The sequence below is a fragment of the Paenibacillus sp. KN14-4R genome (assembly GCF_052180255.1).
GTDB lineage: Bacteria > Bacillota > Bacilli > Paenibacillales > NBRC-103111 > Paenibacillus_AM.
Map to the genome: position 1 here is coordinate 1,433,954 of NZ_CP197466.1, position 19,760 is coordinate 1,453,713.

At 43.8% G+C, this 19,760-nt stretch carries 20 protein-coding genes; 18 read left to right on the plus strand and 2 right to left on the minus strand.

The genetic code is table 11. The features are described from left to right. Positions 1 to 28: 28 nt before the first annotated feature. The 10 genes from yqeH to leuS all read left to right on the plus strand — a co-directional run bounded on the left by yqeH (position 29) and on the right by leuS (position 8,546). Positions 29 to 1,141 carry a ribosome biogenesis GTPase YqeH gene (yqeH, locus tag ACSBOP_RS06710; protein ID WP_442603653.1) on the plus strand — a complete coding sequence of 371 codons (1,113 nt, stop codon included), beginning with the start codon at positions 29 to 31 and terminating at the stop codon, positions 1,139 to 1,141. Positions 1,142 to 1,171: 30 nt separating this feature from the next. Beyond that, positions 1,172 to 2,035: a shikimate dehydrogenase gene (locus ACSBOP_RS06715; RefSeq protein WP_442603654.1), complete on the plus strand. Its 864-nt coding sequence runs from the start codon at positions 1,172 to 1,174 to the stop codon at positions 2,033 to 2,035. A 7-nt stretch (positions 2,036 to 2,042) separates the two neighbouring features. Then, the gene (gene yhbY, locus ACSBOP_RS06720) at positions 2,043 to 2,342 is read left to right on the plus strand and encodes a ribosome assembly RNA-binding protein YhbY (protein ID WP_442603655.1); all 300 of its coding nucleotides are present in this window, start codon (positions 2,043 to 2,045) and stop codon (positions 2,340 to 2,342) included. 27 nt (positions 2,343 to 2,369) lie between these two features. Next, a complete protein-coding gene (locus ACSBOP_RS06725; protein ID WP_442603656.1) occupies positions 2,370 to 2,957 on the plus strand; it encodes a nicotinate-nucleotide adenylyltransferase in 588 nt (195 codons plus the stop codon). Beyond that, entirely contained in the window at positions 2,947 to 3,513 is a 567-nt protein-coding gene (gene yqeK, locus ACSBOP_RS06730; RefSeq protein WP_442603657.1) for a bis(5'-nucleosyl)-tetraphosphatase (symmetrical) YqeK, read from the plus strand. The genes ACSBOP_RS06725 and yqeK overlap by 11 nt, the downstream gene beginning before the upstream one ends. 52 nt (positions 3,514 to 3,565) lie before the next feature. Beyond that, positions 3,566 to 3,913 (plus strand): ribosome silencing factor, encoded by a 348-nt coding sequence (gene rsfS / locus ACSBOP_RS06735; protein ID WP_442603658.1) that lies wholly within the window; start codon positions 3,566 to 3,568, stop codon positions 3,911 to 3,913. Next, complete coding sequence (locus ACSBOP_RS06740) at positions 3,910 to 4,794, plus strand: CvfB family protein (RefSeq protein ID WP_442603659.1); 885 nt, start codon at positions 3,910 to 3,912, stop codon at positions 4,792 to 4,794. The genes rsfS and ACSBOP_RS06740 overlap by 4 nt, the downstream gene beginning before the upstream one ends. Before the next feature lie 155 nt (positions 4,795 to 4,949). Beyond that, on the plus strand, positions 4,950 to 5,708 hold the full coding sequence (locus ACSBOP_RS06745) for a class I SAM-dependent DNA methyltransferase (RefSeq protein WP_442604403.1): 759 nt from the start codon (positions 4,950 to 4,952) through the stop codon (positions 5,706 to 5,708). A 25-nt stretch (positions 5,709 to 5,733) separates the two neighbouring features. After that, complete coding sequence (locus ACSBOP_RS06750; RefSeq protein WP_442603660.1) at positions 5,734 to 5,925, plus strand: hypothetical protein; 192 nt, start codon at positions 5,734 to 5,736, stop codon at positions 5,923 to 5,925. A 173-nt stretch (positions 5,926 to 6,098) separates the two neighbouring features. Next, the gene (gene leuS / locus ACSBOP_RS06755) at positions 6,099 to 8,546 is read left to right on the plus strand and encodes a leucine--tRNA ligase (RefSeq protein WP_442603661.1); all 2,448 of its coding nucleotides are present in this window, start codon (positions 6,099 to 6,101) and stop codon (positions 8,544 to 8,546) included. A gap of 38 nt (positions 8,547 to 8,584) precedes the next feature. On the opposite strand, the gene comER is transcribed toward leuS, so the two are convergent. After that, positions 8,585 to 9,415, minus strand: coding sequence for a late competence protein ComER (gene comER, locus ACSBOP_RS06760; RefSeq protein ID WP_442603662.1), 831 nt, complete (start codon positions 9,413 to 9,415; stop codon positions 8,585 to 8,587). Positions 9,416 to 9,535: 120 nt separating this feature from the next. Here comER and ACSBOP_RS06765 point away from each other — a divergent pair, with 120 nt between their 5' ends. The 6 genes from ACSBOP_RS06765 to holA all read left to right on the plus strand — a co-directional run bounded on the left by ACSBOP_RS06765 (position 9,536) and on the right by holA (position 16,603). Next, entirely contained in the window at positions 9,536 to 10,138 is a 603-nt protein-coding gene (locus ACSBOP_RS06765; RefSeq protein WP_442603663.1) for a ComEA family DNA-binding protein, read from the plus strand. A gap of 82 nt (positions 10,139 to 10,220) precedes the next feature. Then, positions 10,221 to 10,733, plus strand: a complete 513-nt coding sequence (locus tag ACSBOP_RS06770) for a deoxycytidylate deaminase (protein WP_442603664.1) — start codon at positions 10,221 to 10,223, stop codon at positions 10,731 to 10,733. Positions 10,734 to 10,853: 120 nt separating this feature from the next. Next, positions 10,854 to 13,448 carry a DNA internalization-related competence protein ComEC/Rec2 gene (locus ACSBOP_RS06775; RefSeq protein WP_442603665.1) on the plus strand — a complete coding sequence of 865 codons (2,595 nt, stop codon included), beginning with the start codon at positions 10,854 to 10,856 and terminating at the stop codon, positions 13,446 to 13,448. 124 nt (positions 13,449 to 13,572) lie between these two features. After that, a complete protein-coding gene (locus ACSBOP_RS06780) occupies positions 13,573 to 14,121 on the plus strand; it encodes an RNA polymerase sigma factor (protein ID WP_442603666.1) in 549 nt (182 codons plus the stop codon). After that, the gene (locus tag ACSBOP_RS06785) at positions 14,118 to 15,317 is read left to right on the plus strand and encodes a zf-HC2 domain-containing protein (RefSeq protein ID WP_442603667.1); all 1,200 of its coding nucleotides are present in this window, start codon (positions 14,118 to 14,120) and stop codon (positions 15,315 to 15,317) included. Before ACSBOP_RS06780 ends, ACSBOP_RS06785 begins: the two co-directional genes overlap by 4 nt. Before the next feature lie 257 nt (positions 15,318 to 15,574). Then, a complete protein-coding gene (gene holA, locus ACSBOP_RS06790) occupies positions 15,575 to 16,603 on the plus strand; it encodes a DNA polymerase III subunit delta (protein ID WP_442603668.1) in 1,029 nt (342 codons plus the stop codon). A 188-nt stretch (positions 16,604 to 16,791) separates the two neighbouring features. Here the strand turns inward: holA and rpsT are convergent, their stop codons facing one another. Then, entirely contained in the window at positions 16,792 to 17,064 is a 273-nt protein-coding gene (rpsT, locus tag ACSBOP_RS06795; protein ID WP_442603669.1) for a 30S ribosomal protein S20, read from the minus strand. A 244-nt stretch (positions 17,065 to 17,308) separates the two neighbouring features. Here rpsT and gpr point away from each other — a divergent pair, with 244 nt between their 5' ends. Both gpr and spoIIP read left to right on the plus strand, forming a co-directional pair. Beyond that, positions 17,309 to 18,331, plus strand: coding sequence for a GPR endopeptidase (gene gpr, locus ACSBOP_RS06800; RefSeq protein ID WP_442604404.1), 1,023 nt, complete (start codon positions 17,309 to 17,311; stop codon positions 18,329 to 18,331). 206 nt (positions 18,332 to 18,537) lie between these two features. Further along, positions 18,538 to 19,746: a stage II sporulation protein P gene (gene spoIIP / locus ACSBOP_RS06805; RefSeq protein ID WP_442603670.1), complete on the plus strand. Its 1,209-nt coding sequence runs from the start codon at positions 18,538 to 18,540 to the stop codon at positions 19,744 to 19,746. Positions 19,747 to 19,760 lie beyond the last annotated feature (14 nt).

The window sequence follows — 19,760 nt, forward strand, 5'->3', positions numbered from 1 at the left end:
AAAGCAAGACCAGGAGGACAAGTAAAGAATGAGTGAAGAAGTTTTATATTGTGCGGGTTGTGGGGTAAAGTTGCAGCTAGAGGACCCAAGCAAGCTTGGTTTCGTTCCGCCAGAAGCATTTTTAAAGGAACCTGTAATTTGTCAGCGTTGTTATCGGATTAAGCATTATAATGAAGCAAGTTCAATCGCACTGGATCAAGATGACTTTTTGAAAATATTAGGTGGCATCGGCAAGACGAATTCGCTTGTCGTAAACATCGTGGATATTTTTGATTTCGAGGGTAGTATGATTGCAGGTTTGCAGCGGTTTGTAGGAAACAATCCGGTCATTCTTGTCGTCAATAAAATTGACTTGTTACCAAAAGTAACGAACTATAACCGGATCGTGAATTGGGTGCAAAAACAGGCGAAGCAATGGGGTCTGCGTGTTGCGGATGTTGTCCTGTGCTCGGCCAAGCGGAATATGGGATTTGAACGGGTGATTGAATCTTTAGGGGAGCACCGCGGTAATCAAGATATTTATGTCGTGGGTGCAACGAATGTCGGTAAATCTACACTCATTAATCGATTGATCTCGGATTTCAGTGATCTTGGGTCGGAGCTAACAACCTCATCATATCCAGGAACGACGCTGGATTTAGTGAAAATCCCACTTGAAGATGGTAAATCGATTATTGATACACCAGGAATCGTGTACAAGCATCGTTTAACGGAGCTTATTTCACGTCGTGATTTGGCGAAGGTAATGCCAAGCGCAACGATTAAGCCAATGATCTACCAATTAAACGAGGAACAGACGTTGTTTGTTGGAGCGCTTGCCCGATTTGATTTTATTAAAGGCGATCGTCAATCGTTCACTTTCTATATTTCTAATGCGCTTAAACTTCATCGCACGAAGCTTGAAAGAGCAGACGATTTATACGCCAACCATAAAGGCGAACTCTTAACTCCACCGACTAAAGATGAAGTTGAGAACTTGCCAAAATTCGTGAAGCAGCAGATCTCGATACCACGTAATAAGCAAATGGATATTATGATCTCTGGACTTGGCTGGATTAAAGTGAACAGTACAGCAGGTGCGGAAGTTGCGGTTCATGTGCCAAAAGGTGTTAAGGTTGTTGTTCGTGAGTCGTTAATATAGTGATCACAAGTCGCTAAGGGGGAATAGCGCATGAAGAGGAGTCTGTTAGATAGTCAGACTGTGCTGTACGGGGTATTGGGTGATCCTATTGGTCATTCTCGTTCACCAATTATGCATAACCGCGCATTTCGTGAATGCGGAATTAATGCAGCATATACGGCTTTCCATGTAACTGCTGAGCAATTGCACGGTGCAGTTGAAGGCATTCGTGCGCTAGGACTTGGGGGAGTTAATGTTACCATCCCGCATAAAGTGGAAATCATGCCTTATCTCGATAAGATTGATGAAGGCGCTCGGATAGCTGGAGCCGTAAATACGGTTGTGAACCAGAATGGTGTTCTAACCGGCTATAACACGGATGGAATCGGGTATGTACGTTCTTTAAAGGAAGAGACAGGTGTTGATCTAACGACAGCACGTGTTCTGCTTATTGGTGCGGGAGGAGCTGCTCGCGGAGTAGCTTACGAGCTTGCCCGAGAGGGTGTGCCTTGTATCTATATTGCGAATCGCACGAGTAAACGTGCAGTTGAGCTAGCTGAAGTAATGGGTAAGTATACGGAAGTGATCGGACTTGGAATGGATGAAATAGGGGACATTATGCATGAGGTTTCCATTGTGATTAACACGACTTCTGTTGGGATGTCCCCACATGTTGATTTGACTCCGATACCTGAGGAGTATTTGCATCAGGGCTTAATTGTTAGTGATCTTATTTATAACCCAAGAGTTACAAGACTGCTGCGAGAAGCAGAAGCATGCGGCGCACGTACGCATGGTGGATTGGGTATGTTTATTTTTCAAGGCGCATGTGCATTTGAATTATGGACAGGGAAACCTGCACCTATCGAAGTTATGCGAGAAATCGTTCTAGAATCATTACAGAATAGAGGATGAATTTATTATGTTAACAGGAAAACAAAAACGTTTTTTACGAGCGGAAGCCCATCATTTGACACCTATTTTTCAAGTTGGAAAAGGCGGCGTGAATGATCAATTAATCAAACACATTCTTGAAGCGATTGAAACAAGAGAATTGATGAAGATCTCTGTGCTTAACAACTGCATGGAAGACCGTGATGAAGTCGCGCAAGAACTTGCCAAACAATCCGGTTGTGAGCTTGTACAAGTCATTGGTAAGACGATCGTTCTATATAAAGAATCCAAAGATCATAAACAAATTGAGCTTCCGAAAAGTAAATAAGATGAATTCTTACGCGGAGGAAATCCTATGCGAATCGGAATAATGGGTGGAACGTTCGATCCTATTCATATGGGTCACTTAATTGCGGCAGAGAGTGCAAGAGTGAATGGGGAGTTGGACGAAGTGTGGTTTATGCCCACTTTTGTGCCGCCTCATAAAGAACACGCCCCACAGGCATCGCCCGAGCAGCGACTTGAGATGGTACGTCTTGCGACAGAGAGTAACCCTCATTTTCACGTCAATGAGTTGGAGCTTCGAAAGGGTGGGGTTTCTTATTCCATTCATACGGTGGAGGAATTAATCCAATCCAACCCGGGGTATTCTTTTTATTATATTATTGGTGGCGATATGGTGCAGTTCCTTCCCAATTGGTTCGCAATTGCGGAGCTTGTGTTAAAAGTGAAATTCATAGGATTAACTCGTGCGGGGTATGACGTTGATTTGGGGCAACTGCCACCGAATGTGGCGTCTGCAGTTACGATGGTGAACATGCCTTATATTCATCTTTCATCCACCTTAATTCGGGACAAGGTACACGCGGGTGAATCGATTCGTTATTTGGTTCCTCATGCTGTGAATGCGTATATCAAGGAGTGTGGACTGTATGGATCGTGAGCAATTAATTGAGAATGTACGCGCTCAAATGCCAGAAAAACGCTGGACCCATACCTTAGGTGTAATGGAGACCGCTATACGGCTTGCTGAACAGTATGGATCAGATCCTGCAAAAGCAGAATTAGCAGCTATTTTACACGATTATTGTAAGTATTGGCCTGTTCAGAAGCAAGCAGAAACGGTTCGTGAAAGTGGACGTGATTTGGATGTTCTAAACTACGACAAGCAATTATGGCATGCTCCAGCAGCGGCTTGGATCGCAGAACAAACTTTTCATATCAATGATGAAGATGTACTTAATGCCATTCGCTATCATACATCAGGTCGTGTGAATATGTCTTTGCTTGAGAAAATCGTTTGTCTAGCCGATTACATTGAGCCCGGTCGAGATTTTCCAGGTGTAGATCGACTTCGCAAATTAGCCGAAACATCACTAGATGAAGCACTGTTGGCAGGGTTCGATGGTACAATTACCGTTTTGTTAGAAAAAAGGAAAATTGTCTATCCACTCACTTTACTAACGCGAAATGATCTTGTAGCAAAGCTAGAAGCTTAAATTTGTCAAAAGTGAATGAAACAATAGACGGAACAATGCGAAGGAGGACGGAATGAACCTTTCCCCTCAAGAAATAATGGAACTTGTCGTTCATGCAGTAGAAGATAAGAAAGCGATGAATGTAGTCGTTCTTCATGTAAGTGAAATATCGATGGTAGCAGATTACTTCGTGATCTGCAGCGGTAATTCGGATATACAAGTACAAGCCATAGCAACAGAAGCTCGCAAAAAAGCAGATGCAAACGGTATTCGTATCCGCGGTTTAGAAGGTTTTGATACGGCTAAATGGGTGCTTCTTGATATGGGAGATGTTGTTCTTCATGTCTTTCATCGCGATGATCGTGAGTATTACAACATAGAACGGATTTGGTCCGATGCGAAAGTGGTGGAACGTATATGAGTTTCCAAGCAGGAACAATGGCAACTTTAGAGGTTGCGCGTGAAATACCGCCTAATGGTTATTTTCTAACAGATGGCGAGCAGGATATTTTATTGCATTACAGTGAAATTGTTGGCAAAATCAAGCCAGGTGATCGTGTCGAGGTATTTTTATATCATGATACGTATGACCGCATGATGGCGACCATGAATCGTCCATTATTGCTTAAAGGTGAGATAGCCAAGTTAGAAGTGGTGGATATTCACCCGCGCTTTGGTCTTTTCCTAGAGATGGGACTTGGACGTAATTTATTATTGCCAGTTCGTGAATTACCAGAGAAAAAAGAACTTCGTCCAGTCGTGGGTGATCATGTTTATGTCATGATGGATACAGATAAATCAGGTCGATTAATCGCCAAGACAGCACGTGAAGACGAGCTGATCGCGCGTTGTGTGCATGCACCTGAATCGTGGAAAAACCGCTGGGTTGATGCGACCGTATATAAGCCATTGCAAATGGGGACATTCGTCGTATGTGATGCAGGTGTACTAGGTTTTGGCGTTATCGGACTTATTCCAGGTGGTGAGCGTCCTCGTCCACTTCGTCAAGGTGAAACAGTTAAAGTGCGTGTCACTTTCGTACGCCCTGAAGATGGACGCGTGAATCTTTCCATGAAGGCTCCTAAAGAAGTGAGTCGCAATGACGATGCAGATCGAATCCTACAGATGCTCAAAGAGCGTCCTGACGGCGGTATGCCTTATTCAGACAAAACAGATACAGATATCATCATGAGTCGTTTTGGTATTAGTAAATCGGCATTCAAACGTGCGCTTGGTAAGCTCCTTAAAGAAGATTTGATTGAGCTGCGCGAGAACTGGACTTATTTGAAAAAGGAAAAGTAAGGCACATGGGAGGGTGACTGCGGTCAGCCTATATGCTTTCACCTCCCCAAAAGATATGGGCATCCTTCTGTCAGAAACTTAAGGGTGCCTTTTTTTTGACGTATGCTTGCCCAAGCTGAGCAGTATGATTTTATTAAAAGGAGTGTGACCCAAAAATCATGGCATACGAACAATTCGCCTACACCTATGACCGTCTGATGGCTGACATGCCTTACGATAGTTGGGTGGCTTGGCTCGAACAAAGCTGCCACAAAGCTGACTTGAAGCCACGCACAATTGCTGATCTTGGCTGCGGCACAGGGACTATAGCAATTCCGCTAGCTCAACAAGGATATAAAGTATACGGCGTTGATCTGTCCGAGGACATGCTGGCAGTCGCACAGGATAAATCACAAGGTCTTAGTCTTCCTGTAAAAGGCTCTGTGACGTGGTTACAAGGAGATTTACGAGATTGGGTTTTGCCGGAAGCTGTTGATGTAGCGATCTCTTTTTGTGACTGCCTGAATTATATTCTTGACGAAGAAGGGATCATTGGTGCATTCCGCAGCGCATATGAAGGGCTTGCTAAGGGTGGTTTGTTCCTATTCGATGTACACACACCTCAACTTCTGCAGAAGTACGCTGCTGAACAGCCTTATGTTTTAGATGATGAAGAAATTGCCTATACGTGGACATGTGAGCTGGATGAGGAAAAGATGACGATCCAGCATCAGCTTTCAATATTTGTGGAAGAGTCAAATGGTTTGTACCGACGTACAGATGAAGAGCATGTGCAGCGTGCTTATGCCCTCAATTGGCTAACAGAGGAACTTCGTAAAGCTGGCTTCTCAGACATACAGGTAACTGCTGATTTTACTGCTTTTGCACCCTGTGCAACAACTTCTCGTGCCTTTTTTTCTGCCCAAAAAAAGTGAGCTTACAGCATAAAGCGTCAGGTTCTTGACATCTAGGGACATTTTTACATATAATCAATTACAAAATGCAAGATATAATCGAAGTGGATATGGAAAAGTAACGATTGAACGGACTGCACAGAGAGTCGGCGGATGGTGGAAGCCGATAGACGGTCGTCGCGAACTCGCCATGGAGCTTGAAAGTGAACGAATGGATCTTTTGAAGTTTCATTCCTAGCTGGAACGAACACCCCGCGTTAAGGGGATCGAGTGAACACTGGCAAAGCATGCCGGTTGTTAACTAGGGTGGTACCACGGGAATATAACCTCTCGTCCCTAGCTATTAAGCTAGAGGCGCGAGGTTTTTTTGATTTTTATAACAAGCTATTGATGAATTGAGGAGGAAGTCGTATGACAGAGAGAGAGCAATTTGGCTACAATGCAATTGAATTGGAACCAAGATGGCAAAAATATTGGGATGAACATAAATCCTTCAAGGTGCTTGATGATGAGAGCAAGCCTAAATTTTATGCACTAGACATGTTTCCTTATCCATCTGGAGCGGGGCTGCATGTAGGTCACCCAGAAGGTTACACAGCAACTGACATCGTGTCAAGATATAAGCGTATGAAAGGCTTTAATGTGCTTCACCCAATGGGCTGGGATGCGTTCGGTCTACCTGCTGAGCAGTATGCACTTGATACCGGGAAACACCCGCTTGGATTTACCGTGGAAAATATTAATACATTCCGTGCTCAAATTAAATCATTAGGTTTCTCCTACGATTGGGATCGTGAGATTTCCACAACAGACCCTGAATATTACAAATGGACGCAATGGATTTTCATTCAGTTGTATAACAAAGGTCTTGCTTACGTAGATGAAGTGCCTGTGAACTGGTGTCCAGCACTTGGCACCGTACTTGCGAACGAAGAAGTCATCGATGGCTTGTCCGAGCGCGGTGGTCACCCGGTGATTCGTAAGCCGATGCGTCAATGGATCTTGAAGATTACGGAATATGCAGAGCGCCTGCTTGAAGATTTGGAAGAATTGGATTGGGCGGAAAGCATCAAAGATATGCAGCGCAACTGGATCGGCAAGTCCAAAGGTGCAGAAGTTCGTTTTGCAATTGATGGGCACGCAGATTCCGAATTGGTCGTATTTACAACGCGTCCAGATACATTGTTCGGTGCGACTTATTGCGTACTTGCTCCTGAACATGATCTTGTGGCACGTATTACAACGCCTGAGCAAGAAGGAGCAGTTAAAGCGTACCAAGAGCAAGCCGCTCGTAAGAGTGACTTGGAGCGTACAGACTTGGCGAAGGAAAAATCCGGTGTATTCACTGGTGCATATGCGATTAACCCCGTTAATGGCGTAAAAACACCAATCTGGATTGCAGACTATGTACTTGCTGGGTACGGTACAGGTGCAATCATGGCGGTTCCGGCGCATGATGAGCGTGACTGGGAATTCGCGAAGACTTTCGATCTTCCAATCATTGAAGTTGTTTCTGGCGGTAATGTGCAAGAAGAAGCATATGCTGGCGATGGTCCGCACGTGAATTCTGACATCTTGAACGGTTTGAACAATGTAGATGCAATGGCTCGCATGATCGAGTGGTTGGAAGCAAACGGTAAAGGCCAAGGCAAAGTGACTTACCGCTTACGTGATTGGTTGTTCTCCCGTCAACGTTACTGGGGTGAGCCGATTCCGATCATTCACTTGGAAGATGGCACAATGAAGACCGTTCCAGAATCCGAATTGCCGCTTATGCTGCCGGAGATGGAAACGATCACGCCATCTGGAACAGGGGAATCACCGCTTGCCAATGCGACGGATTGGGTGAATACAATTGACCCTGAGACAGGTATGAAAGCACGTCGTGAAACGAATACGATGCCGCAATGGGCAGGTTCGTGCTGGTACTACTTGCGATATATCGATCCGCACAACAATGAGCAGCTGTGCGCGCCTGAATTGTTGGAAAAATGGCTGCCGGTTGATCTTTACATTGGTGGTGCAGAGCACGCGGTTCTTCACTTACTGTACGCTCGTTTCTGGCACAAAGTATTGTACGATCTAGGTGTTGTAACAACAAAAGAGCCGTTCCACAAGCTAGTCAATCAAGGGATGATCTTGGGTACGAATAATGAGAAAATGAGTAAGTCTCGCGGCAACGTCGTGAATCCAGATGAGATCGTGAACAACTTTGGTGCGGATACGCTTCGCATGTATGAGATGTTCATGGGACCTCTTGAAGCAACGAAGCCTTGGAATGAGAACGGCGTAGAAGGATCCTACCGCTTCTTAGCTCGGATCTGGCGCTTGTTCATTGATGAGTCGACAGGTAAGTCGAACGAAAAAATTACCGATGATGCTTCCGCAGGCAGCGATGCATTTAAGCGCGTATGGCACCGTTCGATCAAAAAAATAACCGAGGACTTGGAAGGCCTACGGTTTAACACAGCCATTTCACAAATGATGATTTTTGTGAATGAAGCTTATAAGACAGAAGTGCTTCCGCTTGAAGCGATGAAAAACTTCGTTCAAATGCTTTCCCCAATTGCGCCGCACATTGCAGAAGAGTTATGGGCAAAATTAGGCGGCACGCAGTCCATTACGTACGTACAGTGGCCTTCTTACGATGAAGCATGGACTGTAGATAACGAAGTGGAAATCGTCGTTCAAGTCAATGGTAAAATCGTAGAGCGTGTCATGATCTCCAAAGAACTTGGCGAAGCCGAAATGCAAGAACTTGCACATGGATTGGAAAAAGTCCAAGAAGCAAGTGTAGGCAAAACCGTTCGTAAAGTAATCGTTGTAAAAGGTAAGCTTGTCAACATCGTTGTAGGCTAATCCGAATGAAAGAGGGTCCCTCGTTAGGAAACGAATCGTTATTGCTTTTTCGTGGTGAACAGGGACTCGACCTTCTCTAAATCTTCTTCATACTTGGCATGAGTGATGCGAACGAGCTTGTTGAACACATCAATGAGCTCGCCCTCCATCATGCGAAGTCCTTCAGCAGTTATTCCCCCTGGCACGGACACCCGATTCTGAACCGTTATCGGATCAAGCCCACCAGTTGTTAATAATTTTCCTGTTCCAAGCAGCATTTCAGATGCAAGAGCCGTCGCTTTATCCGAAGGGATGCCTGTTTCTTCAATGGCTGCATTAATAAATTTTTGCAGAACAAATGTCATAAAAGCAGGCCCGCAACTAGATAAATCGGAGCAGATCCGTGTAAGGTCTTCTGCAACTCGTATAGGAGCAGAGATGTTAGCAAGCAAGTTCTCTAATTCTTCAATATCCTCTGGCTGCATTCTTTCACTGTACATACATAGCGTAGCACCACTTAGGACCAAGTTCGTGATACTTGGGATGACTTTGGCAATTTTGCAAGCCATTTGGTTTTCGAGATGCTTGATTAAGACAGATGAGGTAATGGATACGATCGTTTGCGTCGGTAATATAATTTTGCGAATCTCATCAATCACTTTTTTAAATTCAATAGGTTTCACGCATAGAAAAATAATATCGCTGTCCAGCACGACCTCAATATTAGAGCGCGCAACCCTTAGTCCTGGAAATCGTTCGGCAAGCTGCTGCACTTTATGTAGGGTTCGATTTCCTGCGATGATTTGCTGTGGAGCTAAGGCTCCCGACTGAATGAATGCTTCTATTAAAATGCTTCCCATGCTGCCGGTGCCAATGAAGCCGACTCTCATCAAAATCCCCTCCCGGAACATCAAAGACGACCCAATTTATTTCTTCATATATATGTGACATAGCTTGTCATCATTCGTTTAGTCTGCATATTTTATCTTTTATAAATGGAGGTTAGTTTATTGTATTTATTATCGAAAAAAATGATGCTCTGGTTCTTACTCGTATTCGGTGGGATTGGAGTAACCATTTATATGCTCGTTTCATCGAGCAATGCGAATCCGTTGACACAAGGATTTAATGAAGTGAATCAAGAGATGAACACACTCTTACAGCAGCAGGGAAATCTCAAAGACAACAAAGCAGGAACTTCTCCGAATAGCAAGCTTTCCAATAGCTCAGTGGACTCCAATCCAAATTCAAATGGCATCTTAGATTCACAAGCTTCTAATAATCAAGCGTCCAATCAAGAACAATCTGAGCAAGCCAATGATCATTCTAGTGCAGATCAGAGCGGAGCACCTAAGTCGACAACTGCTAAGCCTGCCTCAAAATCAGGAGAATCTGCAGCCAAACCATCTCAAGGTAAAATAAACTTAAACACTGCCACCGCTGCTCAACTAGAAACTCTACCAGGTATTGGTCCAAGCAAAGCGCAAGCGATCATCGAATACCGCCAATCCAAAGGTGGTTTTAAATCCGTCAAAGACCTCGATGCGGTGAAAGGTATTGGTGAAAAAATGTTGGCTAAACTCGAATCGCATGTCTATGTACAAGGCAAATAAACCTTTGCGACCTTCCTTCCCATCTCGACCAAAATATGAGAAAATAAGCACAAAGCCCTTTAAATGGATGGTAGGTGGTATTATGGCAATGAGGAAAGATTGGGACACATACTTTATGGACATCGCCTATATGGCTTCTACTCGCTCGCGCTGTGACCGACGTCATGTCGGTGCTGTGTTAGTCAAAGGGAAAAAGTTGCTAGGCACCGCATATAATGGTGCACCAATGGGAGTACCCGATTGCTCAGAGGCAGGTTGTATGCTTGTCGAAGAGTACGAATTAAAGATAGTCGATAGCAAAGAAGAAATGATTCGCAAAGAACGCTGCATTCGTACGATCCACGCTGAGCAGAATTTACTGCTTTTCACAGATATGCACAACCGAGAAGGTGCAACTGTGTACGTCACAGATCAGCCTTGCTGGACTTGTGCGAACATGCTCGCGAATTCAGGTGTAAAGGAAATCGTGTACGATCGAGCCTATCCGAAAGATAGCAGTAAAGTGAGTGAATTGATGCGTACCCGACACATTATTTTCCGACAAATCGCAGCTTACGAGCCACCGGTTGGCACTGTGAGTGTCGTTACGAATTAATAGAAATAAATAACCCAATAACAGGAATGAAGAGGAAGCACCTCATTTTTGCAATAGCAGAAGTGAGGTGTTTTTTGTGTTTGTTTGGCTGAAAGTTTAAAGAGAAAGGAAAGTACATATATGAAGAATAGTGTAGTATGGATAACAATTGCATGGGTCATCGGGTATGGATTGCAAATTTATATGGAATGGACAAGTTTTGGGTATGTCGCGGCAGGTCTCGCAGCACTATGTTGTATCCTTGTCCATGTGCTTTGCTTGCCTCATCGTGAAAAAATAACAGTAGCACTCATTGTAGTCATCGCGATTGGATATTACCATGGTAATGATAATAGGAATCAGACTACTTTGCCTGGGTGGAACAGTCAGACTGAGCATTCAAATTTGGAGGGGAGCGAGTTGACTGTAAAAGGAATGATCGATTCCCCAGTTGAAGTTGACGGGGATAAGGTTACTTTTACACTTAAGGCAAATGAAATCTTGCCCGTAGGAGACTCTGATCTTGCTGCGAGCCAGACAAATATCGGTTCAAGCTCCGTCCATACATCACTACCTATTAAGGAGCGCATGCAGATCTCCATCCGCCTCGCCCAGAAGGTGGAGCAAGCCACCGCTGGCACATGGAGGCGCGGAGATCGGATTAGTATCCGCTCTACCTTGCAGCGCCCCTCGCCTGCGCAGAACTTCGGCGGCTTCGATTACCGCCGCTATCTTCGCGAGCATCGTATCCACTGGATGCTCACAGCCAAAAGTGCGGCCTCCGTCACAGTTGAGGCAGCACCACAGACCTTCAGCGCAGTTCAACTCTTGCGCCAAACCGATAGACTGCGAGATTTCCTCGCAGCCCACCTAGATCAGATCTTCGCGAAAGAGCATGCTCCGCTTATGAAAGGCATGCTTCTCGGGATGAATGATGCGCTGGAACCAGACCGTTTCAACCAATTTTCATCACTTGGACTCACCCATATCATTGCAATTTCAGGGCTGAATGTAGCAGTTTTCTTGGGAGCGATCATTGCGTTACTAAAGCGATGTCGCTTTTCCAAGGAAACTTATTTGCTTGTCAGTATCTGTTTAATGCCTCCCTACATTTTATTAACTGGTGCTTCTCCGTCCATCGTTCGTGCGGGAGCGATGGCAATGATCGGTCTTTGGGCAACACGCCAAGGATACGTGAAGGATGTTCTAAATATACTGTGCCTCGTTGCGATAGCCTTACTGATCTGGGAACCTTATATGATTCTTGATGTTTCATTTCAATTATCTTTTATCGCAACTGCCGGGTTAATTTGGGCCGTACCGCGTGTGACAAAGCTGCTTCCTTCTTCCCATCCTAAACTGTATGGTGCGCTAGCTGTGATGGGGGTGTCGCAGCTTGTTTCTTTTCCTTTATCGATCTATTACTTCAATCAATTCTCGATGTTATCTCCAGTTGCTAATCTATTACTTGTCCCCGTGTTTTCTTTAGTTGTATATCCTGTGGGCTTACTGGCCTTAATAGTAGGGCTAATGTGGCTTCCGATCGGAAAGCTTTTAGGTACTCTGCTGGGGTTCCTTAATACGATCTTATTTCATATCATGGATTGGATGGGGAAGTGGAAAGGTTCTTTGATCTGGCCTTCACCTTCATTGATCTGGATTCTGACCTACTTTTGCATCTTACTTGTCATGTATGCATTTATTGCAAAATGGATGTCATATCGAAGGTCCAATATAGAGCCAAGTGATATGATTGCAGCTAGGGGAAAGATGATATTATTTCGGAAAATAGCACGTGCCGGTTCGATTCTAACGGTAGGTGCACTTATCATGGTTCTAACTATTGGATACACGCCAGATCGCTGGGACAAGCAAGGTGAAGTGCATTTTATTAATGTTGGTCAGGGCGACTCCATTCTCATTCGAACGCCTGCAGGAAAGCATCTGTTAATTGATGGAGGCGGAACAGTTAGCTTTCGTAAACCGGGTGAAGAGTGGCGAATTCGTAAAGATCCATATGAAGTCGGACGTAAGCTGCTCGTTCCGCTTCTTAAGAAACGTGGTGTGCATGAACTGGATTGGGTCTTTCTGAGTCATGAGGATGCCGACCATGCTGGAGGGCTTGCTGCTGTTCTACAGGACATCCCTGTGAAACAATTTATTTTTAATGGAACCTATAAGCCGTCAGCAGGCAATGAAGCATTGTTCCAGGCTGTACTTGCGAAATCGATTCCACTTCAAAAAGCCCAAAGTGGTCAATCCATCACAATCGATGGACAGACAAAACTCCACATTCTGTATCCACACCCTTCTGCAACAGGAACTGCTATCTCCATTCAGGAAGATCAGAATGAAAGTTCAGTTGTTTTTATACTAGAAATGGCAGGAACGCGGTGGTTATTTGGTGGAGACTTGGGAACACCTACAGAGTCCCAATTGCTCAAAACTTGGCAGCAGAACAATCAAGTGAATCCTTTCGGGGAGATAGATGTATTAAAAGTAGCACACCACGGATCTAAGAATTCCACCTCTAATGAATGGTTGCAATGGTGGAAGCCCAAAGTGGCAGTTATTTCTGTTGGTGAAAAGAATAGCTATGGTCATCCTTCTGATGCTGCATTACAGCGACTTTTGACTGCAAATAGTTTTATTTTTCGAACAGATCGAATGGGTGAGGTCCAAGCAATTGTTCAAAAGGGCAAGATCGTATGGAGGACCAAATATACCCTGAATTAAGGAATTTTGAGATTTGGTCATTTTTTTGCTATTCTAGATAGGAAAATATTGATTAATTTCGAGGAAAGCGCAACTTTTTAGATGGCACGTTCGTCTGTTAGGTTGCGGGAGAGGAGGAATCCCATTGATTGCGGCAGAACTTGTAAGGGAGGCTCAATCGGGGGATCGGGAGGCTCTTATCACCTTGTTGCGAGACATTGAGACACACGTCTACCGCACCGCTTTTTATATTCTAGGCAATGAGCAGGATGCTCTCGATGCTTCACAAGAAGCTCTCATTCGGATTTATACGAAGATTCATTCATACGAAGAAAAGGCATTATTCAAAACATGGGTTCAGCGAATTGTAACGAATATTTGTATCGATAAATTTCGTAAAAAGCGTCCGCAGGTTTCCATTGAAGAAAATGATATGCAATTTATATATAGTAAAGATGTCGAATCTGAAGTCATGTCTACATATGTTGCCAAAGATGTAAGGGAGGCAATTGAAAAGCTGCCTGAGCATCATCGTACCGTTATCGTACTTCGGTATTTGCAAGATTTTTCATATAATGAAATCGCGGAAAGCTTGGATTTGCCTTTGAATACGGTTAAGTCTTACTTATTCCGTGCAAGGCAGCAACTTCAAAACCTACTTAAAGAGTATCAGAACGGAGGTGTCCGGGGATGAATTGCGAGAAAGCAACTGAATGGATCCAGAGATATGTCGATAATGACCTTGAGCAGCTAGAAGAACGGGAGCTTCTCGCTCATGCGCAGAGCTGTCATGAATGTGCGGAATTGCTGCAGCGGATGAAGCTGCTTGCATTCGAGCTTGAACAGCTACCCAAAGTGAATCCTCGTTACAGCCTTGTTGATGCAATATTGCCGAAGCTTGCGGAACTGGATGAGAGAAACAACAAGCGAGAAGAAAGCGCAGCTCTTGTTATCGAGAATGAAGTTGCTAAGAAGCAAAATGTACCTTGGGCACAACGTTTGTCTTCATACATATCTTGGAAGTTGGTAGGAGCTGTTGCGGCAGCAGGATGCGCGGCTGTCTTGTTTATTTGGAATGATCAGTCACTGCAGGATCCGAAGCTTTCGTCGATTGGATCAAACCTTAGTAAAGATGAATCTACAGATGCGTCTAAACGCTTACCTGAAAAAGCGACTGCGGATCCAACTCAGCAGCCTAAAGTTGTTGCCCCTCCAACATCTTTACCAAGTAAGTTATCGAGTGAGGCGAATACACCTTCACAGCAGGAGCAGGCTTCAGGTGAATCGAAATTGTCTGCTGAATCTGAGCATAAAGAAGGTTTGCCGAGCATTAATCCTTCACCAACTCCTGAAGAGAAGAAAGATGCCAAAGTATCTACACTTGATAATCATAAGGGAGCAGTCAAACAACCGCCTACGGATCAACGAGATGCAGAATCGGTGCCTGTTGAAAAAAAGAAAGTTGAATCGACTCCAACTTCAACGATATCCCCATCACCAGAAGCGACTAAGCAAGATGACGCTGAAAAAGATAAATCTGATCATGTGAGTGATGATTCGACTGTAAAAGAAAATTTGAATTTATCAGACTCGATTAGAGGATTCAATGTTCCCCGAATAAACGGTAAGCTGCTTCCGGAGATCAACAATGATATACGGATTGCGAATCATCTGTATGTGGCTGAAATTAAGGATAAAAGAGTTTCGATTACAACGCTTACAACCCATGAGACTTTATTTGCTTCCCTACGGTTATGGTCTGATAAGGAGTCCGTTACACCAATTGGATGGGTTTCGGAGACAACCTTTCAGTATGAAGTGGCGAAAGGGAATAAAACGCATGTATTTTCAATTGATTTGAACTTAAGAATAGAGCGGCAAATAAAATGATTCATTATTTCGGATCAATCTTGCACCAAGTGCAAGGAAATGCGTATATTGGAATATAAACTACTTTAAGTCGAAGCACTACGCCATCTCACGAATCGTTTCTAGAGCTATTCGTGGGGATGTTTAAATAGATGCTTCCACCGCATGGCAATCATGTGGAATCTTCTGCTCGGGCAAAGGGATTGCGTCAAAACGACAACGTTTTGACGTAATCCCTTTGTCATTGTTAAGATAGATACAAGAGGTGAGATAACGTTATGGATTATCGTAAGGTGGCTAAAGACATAGGTGCAGGAAACACACTTCCTATCTACTTATGTTACGGCCCTGAAAAATATTTGATGCAACAATTCATTGAATTTATGACAACGAAGCTTATTGAGCCGGAGCATCGTGAGTTTGCGATTAGCAAGTTCGATTTATCAGAGACTTCGATCGATACTGTGATCGAAGATGCAGAGACGTTACCATTCATGGTTCCACGTAAAATCGTTATTGCAAAAAATGCTACTTTTTTTACAGGGGCGAGAGATCAGAGTAAAGTCGATCACAATCTAGATAAATTAACTTCTTATTTAAAATCACCTGTTGATTATTCGATAATTGTATTCATTGTTGATGCAGATAAGCTGGATGAACGCAAGACAATTGTAAAAACCATAAAAACAATGGATGCTGCACTGCCTTTCCTCTCTTTATCGGCTGAAGGTGTGCAAGACTGGGTTTTAAAAGGTGCAGCGAAAGCCGGGTTCAGCTTTGAGAATGGGGCGCTTGATCAGCTGATCTTATGCACAGGAGGAAACCTTCAAGCGTTAGCGGCAGAGATTGAGAAGCTTTCGTTATACTTGGGTGGTAGCGGGGTAGTGACGATGGATCTAGTGGATGAGCTGGTTGTCCGTAGTGCCGAGCAGAACGTGTTCTTACTTGTAGAAGAAGTTGTGAAACTTCGTCTTGAGCGTGCATTCATGCTGCTTGAACAGCTCCTTAAGCAAAAAGAAGAGCCGATCAAAATCATGATGTTGATCGCAAGACAGTTCCGAATCATGCTCCAGGTCAAAGAGCTAAGCAAGCAAAGCTATTCACAGAGCCAAATAGCTTCACAACTTGGTCTTCATCCATTCGCCGTAAAAGTTGCGGAGGGTCAAGCTCGTGCTTTTGACATCGAATCCCTCTCTCGCATTATAGGCGACATCGCCGATTTGGATTACCAAATGAAAACAGGCGCTATCGAAAAGGTGCTAGGTCTAGAAATGTTCCTGCTTAGCCTGACCCAAACGAAAGCATAGAAAGCAAAGCTGTCGCTTCTTGAACATGTATTCATACTCTATTGTTATTTTAGAGAATACATGTTCAACAGCGAGGGGAGAACTTCGGAAACTCGGAGTCAGCACGAACACTATATTTGTGCTGCACAACATAAAAAAGCCCAGCTGCTCGACTGAGCCTCTGGACTAGCTTATGTGTGTAGCTGTTATTACGCCTGTGCAGAAACAGCATTAAGCTTTTTAGCAAGACGAGATTTTTTGCGAGCTGCTGCATTTTTATGGATTAATCCTTTGGAAGCTGCCTTGTCCAATTTCTTAGAAGCAAGTACTAGAGCTTCTTTTGCGGAATCGACATTATTTGTAGCAACTGTAGTTTCAAAAGCTTTCACAGCTGTGCGAAGTGCAGACTTTTGAGACGCGTTGCGAAGACGGCGCTTTTCGCTAACTTTTACTCTTTTAATAGCAGATTTAATGTTTGGCATTGACGTTCACCTCCTACTTCGATAAACATCGTTCAACGTTTCTTTTGTTGACAACTTACAGTAGTTTATCATGGGTATGTTTAAATTGCAAGAGCTACACCCAGACATTTTACTATACATACGGCATTCATTGCAAAGCATTTGTTCTTTCTTTTCGTGAATAAGCAGTATGTAATTTTCGCACAATAAACATAATAGGTGACGCAAGTTGACGAAAAGTGAAGCAAATGACGTTAAAAGGGGTATTAGGATGGACTTAAGCATGTATGCAGTTCGAACGGATCTCGCATTAGAAGCAAGAGATATGGCAGTAGACTCTAAAGGAACAGTTCCTGGAGGATCTGCACCGAATATTCCGGGTCTGCAATCCGAGTTCACGGATGAAGAAGGCATCAAAGTCACGAATATTCATGTGCAGACCGATCAGGCAGCGCAGACGATTGGCAAGATGAAAGGACATTACATAACGATCGAGGTGCCGGAACTTCGCAATAAAGATAGTGAACTGCAAGATCGGGTGGCAACAAAGTTCGCTAAACTCTTCGAGAAGTTTCTTGTGGATATGGGTATATCAAAAAGCGCTAAGGTACTTGTAATCGGACTTGGGAACTGGAATGTGACACCGGATGCTTTAGGACCTTTAGTTGTGGAGAACTTAATGGTCACGCGACATTACTTCGAGCTGATGCCGGACCAAGTAAGCCCGGGCTATCGTCCAGTAAGTGCAGTTGCACCTGGGGTTCTTGGGATTACAGGAATTGAGAGCAGTGAGATTGTGCAAGGTATTGTGGAAAAGTCTAAGCCCGACCTTGTGATTGCCGTAGACGCCCTTGCATCCAAAGCACTTGAACGAGTAAATACGACGATTCAGATCGCAGATACCGGGATTCATCCTGGATCTGGAATTGGGAATAAGCGTAAAGGACTCACACATGAAATCTTAGGTGTACCTGTGATCGCCATTGGTGTACCTACCGTTGTGTATGCGTCCACAATTGTGAATTCATGTATAGACATGATGCAGGGACATTTTAACACCCAGACGAGTAACTCTGGCGCTATTATGGGGATGATTGGCAGTATGCAGGAGAATGAACGACTTGCTCTTGTCAAAGAGGTGCTGAACCCACTTGGTCATGATCTGTTAGTGACTCCTAAGGAAATTGATGAATTTATCGAGGATATTGCCAACATTATTGCATCTGGATTAAATGCAGCGCTGCACGAAGCTGTAGATGTGAATAACGTGTCGGCTTACACCCATTAACTGACCAGCCATTCCTGGCTGATTTTCTCTTACGGAATGACATGCAAGCACAAAGGCCGCTTAATTGTGGACTTTGGTGCTTGTTTCTTTTTCTAGTAAAAAACAGTTCTATCCTATTTCTTTCGCTCATAGATTGAGAGTAACTAGATTCCATTCGATAGAGTGGCAGGCGATTCGCGATTTCAGCGAAAGAGGAGGAATATGGGATGAAATGGGTATCACTCACTATGAATGTAAGCGTCATTCGGAAAAGTGTACAAAATGCGGGGTCACTAGTAAAAATTTTTGTCATCAGCACAATGACGACGCTAGCCATTTTTTTATTGATAGGAATTGGGGGCATCATTCAGTCCAAAGCAACCAATTCACCCGTATCAACGGTAAAGGGCCTTATGGCTTCGGTATCCAATCAATTTATAGTGGATATCCTAGGAATGGAAGTGCCGCATCTACAAAAAGATGCTATGAGATTCACTTTTTCACAAAAAAATGTGTTTCAGTTCATGTTTCGGTTTCTGACGAATATTGATCCGCAGGATAAGAAATCATTAATGGCTCGTGAAATGCCAGGGATGAGTATTGGCAATACAACAGTACTAAGACCGGGAGATGTGGATAATCCAAGTCAACCCGAGCATTTGACACCGCCAGAGCGTGTGTTTACGCAAGATCAGGTACAAGCCACAACAGCACCTGCGCCTACACCTAAGCCAGCACCTGCACCGGTAGTTTCAGGAGGTAATGTAGCATTCATTTATCAAACTCACAGTTCAGAATCTTATCTACCAGAGCTTAAGGAAAAGGGAGTTACAGATCCAGATCAAGCCTATGATTCCACTAAAAATGTAACACTCGTTGGGCAGCGGCTGGCACAAGGACTTGAGAAGTCGGGTATAGGCGTTATTCATTCGACTGAGAATTATGGTCCGAATACAATCAAAAACTTTAATTTTAATTACTCTTATAAATATTCCTTAAATACATTGAAAGAAGCATTCGCATCTCATCCTAGTCTAAATTTTTATTTTGATATCCATCGAGATTCGTTACCACGTAAAAAGACAACGGTGACGATAGACGGTACGGATTATGCCCAGTTATATTTTATCATCGGTGGAGATAATACGAATTGGAAAAAGAATGAGGAGTTCGCCAATCAAATTCATCAATTGATCGGTAATCAAATGCCAGGTTTGTCTAAGGGTGTTTATGCAAAATCGGGTAAATCAGTAGATGGTCTTTACAATCAGAATTTCTCACCAAACCTTGCTGTAATCGAGATAGGCGGGCCTGGTAACACACTAGAGGAGTGCTATCGCACAGCAGATATATTAGCCAAGGTCATTTCACAAGTGATTCTTAAAGCGGAAAAGGTAGACGCTCCAGCAGCTGAGCCGAATGCAGATAAAAAGTAGAAATTATGCCGTCA

What these genes read in the sequence shown, in the direction of transcription:
- yqeH (WP_442603653.1), top strand. Translation starts at nt 29, where the DNA reads ATGAGTGAAGAAGTTTTATATTGTGCGGGTTGTGGGGTAAAGTTGCAG.
- ACSBOP_RS06715 (WP_442603654.1), top strand. Translation starts at nt 1,172, where the DNA reads ATGAAGAGGAGTCTGTTAGATAGTCAGACTGTGCTGTACGGGGTATTG.
- yhbY (WP_442603655.1), top strand. Translation starts at nt 2,043, where the DNA reads ATGTTAACAGGAAAACAAAAACGTTTTTTACGAGCGGAAGCCCATCAT.
- ACSBOP_RS06725 (WP_442603656.1), top strand. Translation starts at nt 2,370, where the DNA reads ATGCGAATCGGAATAATGGGTGGAACGTTCGATCCTATTCATATGGGT.
- yqeK (WP_442603657.1), top strand. Translation starts at nt 2,947, where the DNA reads ATGGATCGTGAGCAATTAATTGAGAATGTACGCGCTCAAATGCCAGAA.
- rsfS (WP_442603658.1), top strand. Translation starts at nt 3,566, where the DNA reads ATGAACCTTTCCCCTCAAGAAATAATGGAACTTGTCGTTCATGCAGTA.
- ACSBOP_RS06740 (WP_442603659.1), top strand. Translation starts at nt 3,910, where the DNA reads ATGAGTTTCCAAGCAGGAACAATGGCAACTTTAGAGGTTGCGCGTGAA.
- leuS (WP_442603661.1), top strand. Translation starts at nt 6,099, where the DNA reads ATGACAGAGAGAGAGCAATTTGGCTACAATGCAATTGAATTGGAACCA.
- comER (WP_442603662.1), bottom strand. Translation starts at nt 9,415, where the DNA reads ATGAGAGTCGGCTTCATTGGCACCGGCAGCATGGGAAGCATTTTAATA.
- ACSBOP_RS06770 (WP_442603664.1), top strand. Translation starts at nt 10,221, where the DNA reads ATGGCAATGAGGAAAGATTGGGACACATACTTTATGGACATCGCCTAT.
- ACSBOP_RS06775 (WP_442603665.1), top strand. Translation starts at nt 10,854, where the DNA reads ATGAAGAATAGTGTAGTATGGATAACAATTGCATGGGTCATCGGGTAT.
- ACSBOP_RS06785 (WP_442603667.1), top strand. Translation starts at nt 14,118, where the DNA reads ATGAATTGCGAGAAAGCAACTGAATGGATCCAGAGATATGTCGATAAT.
- holA (WP_442603668.1), top strand. Translation starts at nt 15,575, where the DNA reads ATGGATTATCGTAAGGTGGCTAAAGACATAGGTGCAGGAAACACACTT.
- rpsT (WP_442603669.1), bottom strand. Translation starts at nt 17,064, where the DNA reads ATGCCAAACATTAAATCTGCTATTAAAAGAGTAAAAGTTAGCGAAAAG.
- spoIIP (WP_442603670.1), top strand. Translation starts at nt 18,538, where the DNA reads ATGAAATGGGTATCACTCACTATGAATGTAAGCGTCATTCGGAAAAGT.